The organism is Halomicrococcus pelagicus (genome assembly GCF_050954125.1).
Genome location: NZ_JBPBWC010000001.1, coordinates 752,378 through 766,075, shown reverse-complemented (window position 1 = coordinate 766,075; position 13,698 = coordinate 752,378). Strand labels below are relative to the sequence as shown.

Here is a 13,698-nt window from a genome sequence, read left to right as displayed (position 1 = left end):
CCGCCACGGCCGGGACGATAATCAGCGCTGTACCGCGAGAACGGGCGTTTTGCCGTCCCGGAGGACGCGTTCGGTGACGCTCCCCATGAGGAATCGTCCGACGCCGGACCGTCCGTGCGTGCTCATCACGATGACGTCGACGTCGTGCTCGTCCGCGTAGTCGAGAATCGTACGGTCGGGGTTCCCGACTTCTACAGCCCCGACCGCGTCGACGTCCCGCGAGAGGGCCTCTTCGACGATGTGCTTGGTCGAGTCGGTGCCCTCCTCGCGGAGCGTCTCTAGCTTCTCGTCGCCCCGGCCCACGATGGAGGCGCTCTCGCTCTGTTCGACGACCGACAGCACGTGAACGGTCGCCTCGTACCGCTCGGCGAGACTGAACGCGTGCTTCGCCGCGTCCATCGCCGCCTCGCTCCCGTCCGTCGGAATGAGGATCACGTCGTACACGGCGCGAACAAGTGCGGGAAACGACTAATACCCTGTCCTGACTCGCCCGCTACGGTCGAACAAAGAGGTCGTCCCTCTGTCCTCAGTCGTCCGCGCCGGCGCTCGCCTCGAACACGGTCCCACCGCGTTCGACGTGCGACCGGTTCGTCGTCGCGTCCTTCTCGACGCGCACGAGGTCGTCGGCCGCGCCGACCAGTTCCTCGTCGTGACTGACGACGATTATCTGTTCGACGCCGAGTTCCCGCATCGACTCCACGAGTTCGACGAGTTGCGAGACGTGGCCCGAATCGAGGAACACCGTCGGCTCGTCGAGGATGAGCGGCGGCATCGGTGCGGTTCCCTCGATGCCCTCCGAGAGCAGTCGATAGATGGCACAGCGCAGGCTGAGGTTGAACAGCGCTCGTTCGCCGCCGGAGAGCTGTCCAGGGTCGAGCGGCTCGCCGTCCTTCTGGTAGACGGTGAGCTGGTACTCGCCGTCGAGCGCGATCCGCGAGTACGAATCGTTCTGGTAGACGAGATCGAACACCTCGTTCAGCATCCGTTCGAGGCTCTCGACGTTACGCTGGCGTAACTCCGCCCGGAGGTCGCCGTACATCGCTTCGAGGTCGGCAGCCTCGTCGCGCAGCGATTCGAGCGCTTCGACGCGTTCGCGGAGGTCGTCGCGGCGGTCGCGCAACTCCTCCAGCGCCTCGATTTCGCTCTTCACGCCGCCGATGCGACCCTGGAGGTCGTCCCGGTCCTCGCGGAGGTCGTCAAGCTTGTCCTCGACCTTCTCCAGGTAGCCCTCCGCACGCTCCTCGTCGTCGCGCGCGGCCTCGATCCTCTCCTCGTCGTATGCCTCCCGGAGGTCGTCGCGGCGGTCGCGCTTCTCGGCGAGACGGTTCCGGCGCTCGTCGTTGACCTCCGCGAGATGGGTGCGCTCGTCCCTGCGGCGCTCTATCTCGTCTTCGAGTTCGTCCCGCTTCTCGCGGACCGACCGAATCTCCTCCAGGCGCTCTTGCTTCGCCGAGATGGCCTCGCGTTCTGCTTCGAGTTCCTCGACTCGTTCCTCGCGCTCGGCGGCCTTCTCTCGAAGTTGTTTGGCGTCCTCGCATTTGTCTTCGGCCTCGGAGTCGAGGTCGTCGGCCTCTTCGCGGAGGCTCTCGGCTTCCTCCCGCTTCTCGGTGACCGTCGCCTCCTTGTCGTCGACCAACTGTTCGACGCTCTCGCGGTTGTCTCGCAGGTTGGCGACCGTCCGTTCGGCCTCCCGGAGTCGTTCGGCGCTCTCGACGTCGCTCTCGACGCGCTCGCGGTCCTTCCTGACCGACTCCAGTTCGTCGTCGAGTTCCGCGAGTCGGTCGCGGTCCTCGTCCAGTCCGTCGACGTGCGGCGAACCGTCGACGGGCTGACCGCACTCCGGACATTTCCCGGCGTCGAGCAACCGTTCGGCCTCCTCGATGCCGTCGCGGAGGCTCTTTCGTTCGGCGGTCAGTTCCTGCTCGCGCTCGACGAGCGCGTCCCGTTTCTCCCGGCAGTCCTCCAGGTACGTCTCGGCCTCGCCGAACTCCACCGACGCGTCTTCGAAGGTCGCCCGCTCGGCGTCGATGCGGTCGCCGAGCGTCTCCAGTTTCTCGCGGTAGTCGGCGAGGTCGGCGTCGGCGTCCTCGGCCTCCGATTCGAGTTCGTCGGCCCGCTGGCGCTTCTCGGCGGCCCGCTCTTCGAGTTCGTTGGCCCGCTGGCCGAGGTTGTCAGCCTGATTGCCGAACATCTGCGCCTGTGTCTTCGCGTCGCCGAGGTCGTCCGCGACCTCGTCGTCGGCCGCGTCGAGCTCCGCCAGTCGCGCCTCGATTGCGTCCTCGTCGGCGGCGTCCACGTCGGTCTCCGCGAGCAGGTCGTCGACGTCCGACTCGAGCGCATCGACGCGCTCGCGGAGGTCACCGATGCGCTCGCGGAGGTCGTCGCGCTCGCGTTCCGTCTCCGTTATATCCGACTGCAGCGTCTCGATATCCTCCTCTACGTCGTCCAGTTCCTCGCGCTTCTCCTCGTAGCTCTCCAGCACGTCCCGCGCTTCCTCGAGCGTCGTGCGAGCCTCCTCGCGGTTGCCCTCGAATCGCTCTATCTCGCCTTCGACCTCCGCGAGCTTCGATTCGAGGTCGTTCAACAGATCGTGGAGGTTCTTCTCCTCCTTTTCTTCGACCTGGGACTGGAGTTCGGCCAGGCTCCCCCGGCGGTCGTCGAGGACGCTCTTCACTCCGAGGCGGGCGTCGCTGGCGCGTTCGCGGTACTCCTCCAGTTTGCCGAGCTGGAGGAGGTCGTCTATCATGTCCTGGCGCTGGCCCGGCGTCGCGTTGATGAGCTTGTTCACTTCTCCCTGCCGGACGTACGCGCAGTTGACGAACGCCTCGGCGTCCATCCGGAACAGGCCCACGACGTGGTTTCGCACGTCCTCCGCGCCGTCGACGCTCCCCTCGGGCGTTTCGAGGACGCACTTCGCGGTCCGGGCGCGCTCGCCGGTCGCGCGAATCCGCCGGTGGACGTGGTACTCACCGCCACGATGAGTGAACCAGAGTTCGACTTCCGCGTCCTCCTCGCCGATGGTCACCACGTCGTCCAGCGTGCGGTCGAGGGCCGTCGCGCCGTACAGCGCGAAAAAGCAGGCTTCCAGCAGCGACGATTTCCCGCTGCCGTTCAGCCCGTGGATGACCGTCACGCCGCTGTCGAGCGTGAGGTCGGTGTCGCCGTAGCACTTGAAGTTCGAGAGGCGGATGCGGTCGAATTTCACAGGAAGTCCTCCATCGACACCTGATCGTCGGCGTCGTCGGCGTCGTCCGTCTCGCCGGCCGGGTCGGCGGCGACGGTCGCCTCCGGCGGCGTCTCGGTCTCCGGCTCTCCGGCCGTTCCGTCACCGTCCCGTTCGTCCGGCCGCTCGCCGGACGCGTCGCCAGGCTCCGGCGGTTCGCTCGCCGCGTCGTGGGTGTCGACGCCGTCCGTCCCGTCGATACCGTCGGGGGATTCGCCGGCGGACGTTTCGTCCGACTCCTCGGCTTCGGCTCCGTCGTCGGGTGCCGGTTCGAACGCTTCGATTCCGTCGTCGACGAGGTCGGCGACCCGATTCTCGACGGCGTCGCGGACGTTCGAGTCGGCCAGTTTGCTCGCCCGCACCGTCTCGTCGAGTTCGCGGGCGGCGTCGCTCAGGCCCATCTCGCGGACCCGCTCGCGGACCGCCTCGTCCGGGTCGGCGAAGGAGACGTCGGTGGCGTCCTCGTCGTCGGCCACCTCCCGGCGGTCGTTCACCCGGGCGACGAGCGCGCCCTGGTCAAGCGCGAACTCCTCGACGCGGGCCGGCGTCACGTCCTCGCCCCCGCCTTCGATGGAGATCAGGGCGACCGCGTCCTCCAGCGCGTGCTCGCGAATCGTCTCGCGCACGCGGTCGACGCCCTCGTTCTCCCCGAGGTCGACGGTGACGAACGCGAAGTCCCGGGTCGGGATGCCCCGACGGCGTATCGACACCTCGTCGTCGAGCTCGACGATGTTGTAGCCGCGGTCCTCGCGCTCGTCCGCGCTCGCGCGCTCGGTCGACCCGCAGTAGGTGACCCAGGCGTCGGCGACGCGTTTCTTGCCCGGGTCGTGGTTGTCGCCGAGCAGCATCGCGTCGAACTCGACGGACGCCTCCGTGAGCACCTCCTCGGCGTCCCAGTTGCCGAACTCGAACGGCTGGAACAACCCGTGTGAGACGAGGGCGGCCCGTTCGGCGTCGTGGTCCGCGAACTCGTAGTCGAGGTCGTCGCGCTTCGACAGCGGCACGTGGTCGAGGCCGTAGAACGCCGTCTCACCGACGACCTCGGGTTCGTCGCCGAGACGGGTCGCCAGCCCCAGCGTCTCGAGCAGGTCGAGCCACTGCTCTCCCCGCGTGCTCTCGTGGTTGCCGACGACGGCGAGGAACGGAACGTCGGCGCGGTCGAGTTTCCGCAGGACGGAGATGGTTCCGTGGAGGTCGACGAGGTCGGGACGGCGGTCGTGAAAGAGGTCGCCCGCGTGGACGACGGCGTCGACTCCCTCCTCGACGGCGTCGTCGACGACCCGTTCGAAGGCGGCGAGGAAGTCGTCGCGTCTCTCGGGCGAGTGGTACTGTCGGTACCCGACGTGGGTGTCGCCCGTGTGAATCACCCGTGTCATTGATTCGTGAGTTGGCGCTCTGCTCTTAAATCATTTCCGTGCCGGTCCCGTCGTCTCAACGTATGACGCTCTGGACCGACCGCGTACGACCGGAAATCACGGGGGCGCTCACCGGCGAGGTCTCGCTGGCCGACGACGCCGTCGACGCCCGCGACGTCATCACCGTCGAAGCGCCGTTCACGGGCGAGGAGATCGGTACGGTGCCGGCGGCCACCGAAGCCGACGTCACCGCGGCCGCCGAGCGCGCTCGCGCCGCCCAGGCGGAGTGGGCCTCGCGGCCGCTCGAACAGCGAGCGGACGTCCTCTCGCGGTTCCACGACCTCGTGCTCGACCGCCGGGAGGAACTCCTCGACCTCGTCGTCATCGAGAGCGGGAAGGTCCGGCGGGACGCGTTCGAGGAGATACTGGACGTCGCCACGAACGCCCGCTACTACGGCAGTCGCGCCGATGAGTTCCTCACCACCCGCCGACGCCACGGCGCGATTCCGCTGCTCACGAGGACGGAAGAGCACCGCCACCCTCGCGGCGTGGTCGGGATGATATCGCCCTGGAACTACCCCCTCACGCTGGCCGTCTCGGACGCCCTTCCGGCGCTCGTCGCCGGCAACGCGGTGGTCCTGAAACCGGCCGAGGAGACGCCGTTCACGGCGCTCCACGTCGCACAACTGCTGGAAGCGGCCGGCCTGCCGGAGGACGTCTTCTCGGTCGTGACGGGTCGCGGAAGCGAGGTCGGCCCGGCCCTGATAGACCGCGTGGACTACGTCGCGTTCACCGGAAGCACCGAGACGGGCCGGGAGGTCGCGCGTCGGGCCGGCGAGAACCTCGTCGACTGCTCGCTGGAACTCGGCGGCAAGAACCCGATGGTCGTGCTCGCGGACGCCGACCTCGACCGGGCAGTCCAGGGTGCCGTCCACGGGGCGTTCACGAACGCGGGACAGCTCTGCATCTCCTTCGAACGCCTCTACGTCGAGGAACCACTCCACGACCGGTTCCTCCGGCGGTTCGCTGAGCGGACGCGGGAACTCGGGCTGGAGGCCGCGCTGGACTACGGCGTCGAAGTGGGGTCGCTCGCGTCGAGCGACCAGCTGGAGAAGGTCGAGGCGCACCTCGCCGACGCGGTCGAGAAGGGCGCGACGGTCGTCACGGGTGGCGAGGCGCGGCCGGACGTCGGTCCGTACTTCTTCGAGCCGACCGTCCTGACCGACGTGACGCCGGAGATGGACCTGGCACGCGAAGAGACGTTCGGTCCGATCGTTGCCGTCCATCGCGTCGCGGACGCCGAGGAGGCGGTCGAGCGGGCGAACGACTCGGCGTACGGCCTGAACGCAAGCGTCTGGACCGACGACGCCGAGCGCGGCCGCGAACTCGCGGCCGGAATCGACTGCGGCACGGTCGGCGTCAACGACCCCTACCCCGCGGCCTGGGCCTCCGTCGACGCACCGATGGGTGGGATGGGCGACTCGGGGCTGGGTCGCCGGCACGGCCGCGAGGGCATCCTGAAGTACACGCAGTCCCAGACCGTCGCCGAGCAGCGCGGACCACCCATCGCGCCCCCGGACGTTCCCGGGGTACCCCGCGACGTCGCCACGAGACTGTACGCGCGGACGACGACCGGACTGTTGCGCGCGCTGAAGCGGCTCGCGGAGGTGCGGTGAGCGATGGCGGTCTTTTTCACCGGCTTCCCGGGGTTCCTCGGCTCCGAACTGGTCGAGCGACTCGTGAAGCGTGGCGAGGACGTGACCTGTCTCGTCCAGTCGAAGTACCGCGACAGGGCCGAGGCGCGCGCTGCGCGCATCGAGCGGTCGACCGGCGACGAGCGGTCCGGGAGCGTCGAACTGGTCGAGGGCGACATCACGAAGGCCGCCCTGGGCCTCGGCGCGGCGTACGAGGAACGCCAGGACGAGACGGACGAGGTCTTCCACCTCGCAGCCGTCTACGACCTTGGCGTCGACCGGGAGGTCGGGATGGCCGTCAACGTCGACGGAACTCGAAACGTCCTCGACTTTGCAGAGGGCTGTGACCTCGACCGGTTCCAGTACGTCAGTACGTGCTACGTGAGCGGACGGTACGACGGTCGGTTCACCGGGGACGACCTCGTTGAGGGCCAGCGGTTCAACAACTTCTACGAGACGACGAAGTACCTGGCCGAAGTCGAGGTGCAGGACAGGATGGCCGACGGGTTGCCCGCGACTGTCTACCGACCGGCCATCGTCGTCGGCGACAGCGACACCGGCGCGACCCAGAAGTACGACGGACCGTACTACCTGCTGCGGTGGCTGCTCCGTCAGCCCTCGGTCGCCACCGTGAACACGGTCCTCGGGGCGAGCGACTGCGAGCTCAACGTCGTCCCGCGGGACTTCGTCGTCGACGCCATCGTACACCTGAGCGACCGCGAGGACGCGGTCGGGGACGTGTACCAGCTCTGTGACCCCGACCCCCTGACCGTCGCGGAGATGGTCGACGTGCTCGCCGACGCGACCGACCGCCGCGTGTTTCGGGTCCCGCTGCCGAAGTGCGCCGTCAAGGGAGCGCTGGAACGGGTGCCTGGCGCGCGGCGTCTGACAGGCATCGAGCCCGCGACGATAGACTACTTCGACCACCCGACGCGGTACGACGACGAGGCGACCCGGGACGCGCTCGCCGGCACCGACGTCGAGTGTCCGCCCTTCGCGTCGTACGTCGACGAGATGGTGGCGTTCGTGCGCGACCATCCCGAGATCACTCCCGACGCGATGGTGTAGACTCGTCCGTGCGACCCGACGTTTTGGCGGCCTCCCGGAACCGGCGGAAGGCGGTCAGCGCTCGGTCCCCCCGGCGCGCGAGCTGCGGATCGCTCTCGGCGGCGGCGTCGACCGCCCGTGCGAGTCGCTCGACGCCGACCCGGTCGGCGAAGTCGGCGGCCGCGGTCACGTCCTCCGTCGCGTCGACCGCTTCGTCGATGACCGTGCGCGCTCGACCGGGTCGGCCGCGGGCGAGCCGGGCCAGCGCGCGCTTTACCGTTTCCGGAGACACGGACTATCCTGGCCGTGCTCTACGATTTAAACCCTCGGGTCGACGGTTCCGGTAGCTCTCGGTCGAAAAACGGACTTCGTCGCCAAGTCGGGCCGTCTCTCCCCGAGCCGTCGGCGGTAGCGGCGTCCGCGCAACTTGTCCTCAGTCGTCGAGGTCGAGAGCGTAGATGCGCTTGCGCGCGTCGGCGAAAGAGAACCGGGAATCGACGAGTTCCTCGTCTTCGAGTCGGTTCAGTGCGTACCGCACGGTCCGGGGCGGCAGCAGCGTCTCTTCGGCGAGTTCGCTCTGGGTGAGCGTTCCGTCGTACTCTAGCACCTTCGCCACGAGCTTCGCGCTCGGCGGCAGGTCGCGTATGGTCTCCGCTACGTCGTCGTCGGTCAGGCTCGTCTCCTCCGTTCGGGAGAGCTCGGTAGCACTCATCACAACTGCATTTTGGATACAGGGTAATAATATTTCCCCTTCCATCTTATTACCTGTAGGAATCCCGACCCGAGCGGTGGAAGGCTCTATTTTGCGGGCCAGCAAGCGCGAGTACGGCCAACGGCACCCTACGGCCGTCAGACGCACGACTGCTCTCACCCGAAGCCTCTTAAGACACAGGCCCCTATCCGATGTTGATGACTGATACTGTGGATGACGTCGATCTCCCATACGACGAGGAGAGCGCGTCCCAGCAGGAGAAAATCGAGGCCCTCCAGGAACGCCTCGAGGTCCTCGAATCCCAGAACGAGGAGATGCGGGACAAGCTCCTCGACGCGAACGCCGAGAACAACAAGTACCAGCAGAAACTGGAACGGCTGACCCACGAGAACAAGAAGCTCAAGCAGTCGCCGCTGTTCGTCGCGACGGTGCAGGAGCTCACCGACGAAGGCGTAATCATCAAACAGCACGGCAACAACCAGGAGGCGGTCACCGAGGTGACCGACGAGATGCGGGACGACATCGAGCCTGACGACCGCGTCGCCGTGAACAACTCGCTGTCGATAGTCAAGACCCTCGAAGACGAGACCGACGTCCGCGCTCGCGTGATGCAGGTCACCAGGAGCCCGGAGGTCACCTACGAGGACATCGGCGGTCTCGAGGACCAGATGCAGGAGGTCCGCGAGACGGTCGAGATGCCCCTGGAGAACCCCGACATGTTCGGCGAGGTCGGCATCGACCCGCCGAGCGGCGTGCTGCTGTACGGTCCGCCCGGCACGGGCAAGACGATGCTGGCGAAGGCCGTCGCCAACCAGACCGACGCCACCTTCATCAAGATGGCCGGCTCCGAACTCGTCCACAAGTTCATCGGCGAGGGGGCGAAGCTCGTCCGGGACCTCTTCCAGGTCGCCCGCGAGCACGAACCCGCGGTCATCTTCATCGACGAGATAGACGCCATCGCCTCCAAGCGGACCGACTCGAAGACGTCGGGCGACGCGGAGGTCCAGCGCACGATGATGCAACTGCTTAGCGAGATGGACGGCTTCGAGGACCGCGGCGAAATCCGCATCATCGCCGCCACCAACCGCTTCGACATGCTCGACCGCGCCATCCTCCGCCCCGGCCGCTTCGACCGCCTCATCGAAGTGCCCAACCCCAACGAGGAGGGTCGCGAGCAGATCTACCGCATCCACACCCGCGACATGAACGTCGCCGACGACGTGGACTACGCCCGGCTCGCCAACGAGACCGAGGACAAGAGCGGTGCGGACATCAAGGCCATCTGCACCGAGGCCGGCATGTTCGCCATCCGCGACGACCGGACCGAAATCCGGATGCAGGACTTCCTCGACGCGAAGGAGAAGATCGAGAACGAAGAGGAAGACGAGGAAGTGTCGAAGACGTTCGCCTGATATAAAGTTCTCTCCGTTCTGGGGTCGACGTTCTCCACGCTCGTTCCCCTCGTTCGATTCTCTGTGCGTGTTTCCCCGAGAGTCTTCGCCGGTCGTCCCGAAAGACGGACCGGCCGGTCAGTTCGTCGAACAGCGGTCGGCCCGAAGCGATCGGCCGGAAGAGGGGACGTCGACTGCCGACGTCGGCGGTCTTCTCAGTTGATGGTCGTGTGCGCGCTCTCCTCGTTGAGCGCGAGGTTCGCGGCGATCTCGGCGTTCCGCATCGCGTACTGGGCGGTCTGCTGGAGGCTGACGAGCACGTCGCGCACACGTAGCAGGCGCTCGTTCTCCATCTCGGGGAGGTCGCCGAGGATGTCGCTCTCCCGGTCGCCGAGTTCGTGGAACTGCCGACGCACCTCCAGGGTCAGGTCGTAGTCGCGCTCGACCGCGGCCTGCACCGCCAGCGCGGTGATGTCGTCGACCTGGTCGGTGAACTCCCGGATGCGACGCATCGTCGAACTGTCGATCTCCAGCGTGTGTCCCTCGGCTTCGAGGACGATGTCCGCGATGTCCTCCGCGTTGTCGGCCGTGAGTTCGAGGTTCTTGGCGATGGACCGGTAGCCGATGAGCGGGAAGCCGGTGTCGAGGCCGATCGCGCGAGCGAGCGTCGGATTCTCGTGGGCGGTGAAGATGAGTCGCAGCAGGAGGACGAATATCTTGTTCGCCTGGCGCTCGCGGTTGAGCGCACGCTGGGCGAGGTCGGGGTTGCCGTGGGCGAGCGCCTTCACCGCCTCGCCGCGCATCGTGCTGCCCGTGTTCTCCAGGCGCTCCAGCAGGTTGTCCAGGTCGAAGTCCTCGGGGTCGACCGAACAGCGGATGGCGATGCTGTCCGGCGTCTCCTCGATGACGCCCAGACCCATGAGCTGAGTCTCGGCGTTGTAGACGGCGTTGATGTGGCTGCTGTCGAGCGTCCCGTCGCTCTCGACGTGGATGACCCGCCGACCGAGGACGTACTGTGCGACGATGGCCCGCTCGACGGCGGCGGCGTCCAGGTTCTCGGTGTGAATCTTCGCCTCAGTCTCCTCGCCGTGGGCCGACTCCGGCAGCACCGTCAACGACCCCTTCTCGCTGAACCGCAGCGAGACCTCGTCTCCCTTCTCGACGTCGTGTTCGCTGGCCCACTCCGCCGGCAGAGTCATCGCCAGCGTCGACGGACCGAGTCGCTGCACCTTACGCGTTTCCATGTCCTTTGATTCTCCGCCACCACCTTAAATCTCTCCCTATGCCACTATATGGCAGGAACCTATCGTGTTCGCTCGGCTTCAGACGGGTGGGTCACACGACCTTCATCATCCGGCGCTCGAACCGCCCCACCCTGACCTTACGCCAGCCCCGCAGTGACTCGTCGACCGCCTCGTCGCCCGTGTCCACACGGAGCACGCCGACGCCGTCGAGTTTCACCTTCGAGGCGACGACCGTCACCTCCGACTGCCGGAGCACGGCCGGCGACACCTGGTCGTTGCCCCGGCCGAAGACGAACCCCTGACCACCGATGGGGGAGACGACGACCACGTTGCGGTCGCCGAAGTGTTCGAGAATCTCCGCTTCGCTCGCGTCGCGGACGAGCACCTCGCCGTCGCGCCAGACGTCGACACCCAGTGGCGACCCCTCGAAGCCGAGTTCGGACTCGATGGCGCCCACCGTGCTGCCCGGACCGAACACGTACGTGACGCCCTGCTCCACGTCGTCGGCGACGCCGGCGGCGAGGCTCTCGATGGTGCCGCCGCCGAGTTGCTTGCTCGACTGGAGTCCGTCGGCGACCGGTACGCGAGCGATGGCTTTCAGCTCCGCGTGGACCTCGCCCTCGCGGTAGGCGTCCTCGTCGATGTCGTTAACCTCGCGCTCCTCGACCCGGTCGAATCCCGCCGCGATGCGCCCGGCCGTCTCCGGCGTCACCGCGAACACCGACGAGTAAATCTTCACGCCGGCCGGGACCCCGAGAATCGGGACCGACGCGTCGGCGTCTTCGAGCGTCTCGGCCACGTCGACGGCGGTACCGTCGCCGCCGACGAAGAGCAGGAGGTCGACGTCCTCCGCGAGGAGGCGGCGGACCGCCTCCCGGGTGTCCGCAGCGGTCGTCTCATCCTCCGCAGGTTCGCCGACCACTACGGGGTCGAACCCGGCGGCGCGCGCCTCGGCGGCACCCATCTCGCCGCCGTACGTCAGTAGTTCGACGTCGCGGGCGCGCTCGCGGAGGGCTTCGAGCGCTGCGACGGCGCGGTCGGGCGCGCGCCGTTCCGCGCCGCGCTCGCGGGCCTCCTCGACCCTGTCGTCGGTCCCTTTCAGTCCGACTCGCCCGCCCATGCCGGCGATGGGGTTGACCACCACGCCGATTCGCATCACCGGGGCTTGGATGGCCCGGGCTAAATGCGTGTGGGTCGGCGGAAAATAGCGACGCGGTCTCTCAGGAAGCGACGTCGGTCGGCTCCAACGCCAGGAGGCCGTCGTCGGTCGTCGTTCCTTCGGCCGTCGTCGACGCTCCGGTCGTCTCGTCGCCCGCGGTCGTCGCTCCGTCACCGCCGATCGTCGTCCCCTCGCTCTTCGTCGTCGTTCCGTCGGTCCCGGTCGTCTCCTCGCCGTCCGTCGTCGTTACCGTGCTCGTTCCGTTCGCTCCGGCAGACGGGCCGAGCGTGCCCTCCGCGGAGTCGTTCCCGAAGATGTTCGTCTCGATACGCTTCTCGTAGGTGAGGTTCCGTAGCGGGACGCGAATCGTCTGCCCGCTCGGGAGTTCGATGCGGGCGTAGAACTTGATCTTCAGGTCCGTCACCTGGTTGTTTCGGAGGTGGCTCACCCACCACTCGTCGAGTTCCTCGTTCTGGATGCGGGTCTTCATCTTCACCGTCTTCGCTGACTCCGGCGGGATGGCGTACGGTCGCTTCGTCGTCCCCTTTCCGACGGGCACGTCGTTCATCGTTACGCGGTACCCGATTTCGGTGACGGTGTACGGGACGGATTTCGGATTGTACACCTGCATCTGCATCCGGATGGGCGTCTCGGACTCCGTCACCGTCCCCCAGTTCGCGCTCGTCTCGTTGACGTACAGCACCGGGTCGGAGACCAGCGTGGCGTTCGCGTTCACCGGCCGCGTCTCGGTGGAGTTGAACTGACCGATGATGTCGGTCTTGACCGGCTGCTGGTAGGGGACGTCCACCGACCGCCCTAGCAGCGAAGAGCGGACCGTCGAGTGGATCTTCAGCGTCGTCTCCTCGTCGTTGCGGATGTGGGTGACCCACCAGGCGGGAATCCTCTCGTTGTTCATCGCCGTCCCGAACCGCAGCGTCGTGTTCCCCTTCTCCAGGCCCAGCCCCGTCTCGTTCCCGCGAGCGAGCGCGACGCCGTTCATCGCCACGGTGTAGTTCACCGAGGTCTTCCCCAGTCGGATGCCCACGGGGTTGGGATTGTTCACCACGAGCGCCGTCTCTATCTCGGTCGTCTCCGCGCTGACGTTGCCGAACTCGTTGTCGACGCCGGCCACCTTCGGTGCGCCGAGGACGCCGGTCAGGAATCCGGCGGCCAGCACGGCGACCAGCAGGAGCACGGCGAGTACCAACCCGCGCTTGCCGGTCGACAACGTTGCCTTGAGTTTCTCCAGTACCATACCGGGCCTGTTTGCCGACCGACCAAAAACTTTCTCGACTATTTCCGTTCGTCGACAGTCGACGGCGAGTAGAATGAACTAAGTTCCGCGTGCCGGAACGGTGACGCATGGCAGGAAATCAGGCAGTCGCGTCGGACAAGGGTCTCGGCCTCGTCGTGCTGTTCACGCTCGTCGCCGTCGCCGCGGCCGGAGTAACGTTCGTCAGTCCGGGCACCGAGACGGCCGCGTGGGGCTTCGCCGCTGCGATGGTCGCCGGCGTGCTCGGCGTCGGCGCGACGCATCTCTACTGGAACTGACGATAAATCGAAGCTTGCTCGCACGGCGACAGAGGTTAATAGCGTGAAGTGCTATTTTCCGTCGAGGATGACTGACTTCACCGACGAGGAACGGCGCATCCTGGAGTTCCTGAGCGATAGCGTCGCCAAGGGTGAACGGTACTTCCGCGCCAAGAACATCGCGGAGCATCTCGGCCTTTCCTCGAAACAGGTGGGTGTGCGGCTTCCGAAACTCGCCGAGAAAGCCGACGAGATGGACATCGAGAAGTGGGGCCGCGCTCGTTCGACCACCTGGAAGGTCGAACCGAGCTAAGTGGACGGGTTTTTACCGTCTTAGACGAAC

General features: G+C 66.9%; 13 protein-coding genes. 5 read left to right on the top strand and 8 right to left on the bottom strand.

The features are described 5' to 3' along the window. Nucleotides 1-21: 21 nt before the first annotated feature. The 3 genes from ACRYA2_RS04290 to mre11 form a co-directional block, all read right to left on the bottom strand. Entirely contained in the window at nt 22-444 is a 423-nt protein-coding gene (locus tag ACRYA2_RS04290) for a universal stress protein (protein ID WP_433624536.1), read from the bottom strand. A gap of 82 nt (nt 445-526) precedes the next feature. After that, nucleotides 527-3,205 (bottom strand): DNA double-strand break repair ATPase Rad50, encoded by a 2,679-nt coding sequence (rad50, locus tag ACRYA2_RS04285; protein WP_433624534.1) that lies wholly within the window; start codon nt 3,203-3,205, stop codon nt 527-529. Next, complete coding sequence (mre11, locus tag ACRYA2_RS04280; protein ID WP_433624532.1) at nt 3,202-4,599, bottom strand: DNA double-strand break repair protein Mre11; 1,398 nt, start codon at nt 4,597-4,599, stop codon at nt 3,202-3,204. The genes rad50 and mre11 overlap by 4 nt, the downstream gene beginning before the upstream one ends. 62 nt (nt 4,600-4,661) lie before the next feature. Between mre11 and ACRYA2_RS04275 the strand changes: the two genes are divergently transcribed. Further along, complete coding sequence (locus tag ACRYA2_RS04275; protein WP_433624530.1) at nt 4,662-6,254, top strand: succinic semialdehyde dehydrogenase; 1,593 nt, start codon at nt 4,662-4,664, stop codon at nt 6,252-6,254. A 3-nt stretch (nt 6,255-6,257) separates the two neighbouring features. Continuing rightward, nucleotides 6,258-7,340 carry an SDR family oxidoreductase gene (locus ACRYA2_RS04270; RefSeq protein ID WP_433624528.1) on the top strand — a complete coding sequence of 361 codons (1,083 nt, stop codon included), beginning with the start codon at nt 6,258-6,260 and terminating at the stop codon, nt 7,338-7,340. Here the strand turns inward: ACRYA2_RS04270 and ACRYA2_RS04265 are convergent. Then, on the bottom strand, nt 7,318-7,611 hold the full coding sequence (locus ACRYA2_RS04265) for a DUF7966 family protein (protein WP_433624526.1): 294 nt from the start codon (nt 7,609-7,611) through the stop codon (nt 7,318-7,320). The genes ACRYA2_RS04270 and ACRYA2_RS04265 overlap by 23 nt on opposite strands. Nucleotides 7,612-7,752: 141 nt before the next feature. Further along, the gene (locus tag ACRYA2_RS04260) at nt 7,753-8,031 is read right to left on the bottom strand and encodes a MarR family transcriptional regulator (protein WP_113275794.1); all 279 of its coding nucleotides are present in this window, start codon (nt 8,029-8,031) and stop codon (nt 7,753-7,755) included. Between the two features lie 197 nt (nt 8,032-8,228). Here ACRYA2_RS04260 and pan1 point away from each other — a divergent pair, with 197 nt between their 5' ends. After that, the gene (gene pan1 / locus ACRYA2_RS04255) at nt 8,229-9,443 is read left to right on the top strand and encodes a proteasome-activating nucleotidase Pan1 (protein ID WP_113275793.1); all 1,215 of its coding nucleotides are present in this window, start codon (nt 8,229-8,231) and stop codon (nt 9,441-9,443) included. 194 nt (nt 9,444-9,637) lie between these two features. Here the strand turns inward: pan1 and ACRYA2_RS04250 are convergent, their stop codons facing one another. From ACRYA2_RS04250 to ACRYA2_RS04240, 3 genes are all read right to left on the bottom strand, one after another. After that, nucleotides 9,638-10,666 (bottom strand): phosphate signaling complex PhoU family protein, encoded by a 1,029-nt coding sequence (locus ACRYA2_RS04250; protein ID WP_113275792.1) that lies wholly within the window; start codon nt 10,664-10,666, stop codon nt 9,638-9,640. Between the two features lie 91 nt (nt 10,667-10,757). Then, nucleotides 10,758-11,822: an ATP-NAD kinase family protein gene (locus ACRYA2_RS04245; protein WP_433624523.1), complete on the bottom strand. Its 1,065-nt coding sequence runs from the start codon at nt 11,820-11,822 to the stop codon at nt 10,758-10,760. Nucleotides 11,823-11,886: 64 nt separating this feature from the next. After that, a complete protein-coding gene (locus ACRYA2_RS04240; RefSeq protein ID WP_433624521.1) occupies nt 11,887-13,080 on the bottom strand; it encodes an LEA/WHy family protein in 1,194 nt (397 codons plus the stop codon). A gap of 107 nt (nt 13,081-13,187) precedes the next feature. Here ACRYA2_RS04240 and ACRYA2_RS04235 point away from each other — a divergent pair, with 107 nt between their 5' ends. Beyond that, nucleotides 13,188-13,376, top strand: a complete 189-nt coding sequence (locus ACRYA2_RS04235; RefSeq protein WP_433624519.1) for a DUF7525 family protein — start codon at nt 13,188-13,190, stop codon at nt 13,374-13,376. 67 nt (nt 13,377-13,443) lie between these two features. Then, a complete protein-coding gene (locus tag ACRYA2_RS04230) occupies nt 13,444-13,668 on the top strand; it encodes a DUF7123 family protein (RefSeq protein ID WP_433624517.1) in 225 nt (74 codons plus the stop codon). Nucleotides 13,669-13,698 lie beyond the last annotated feature (30 nt).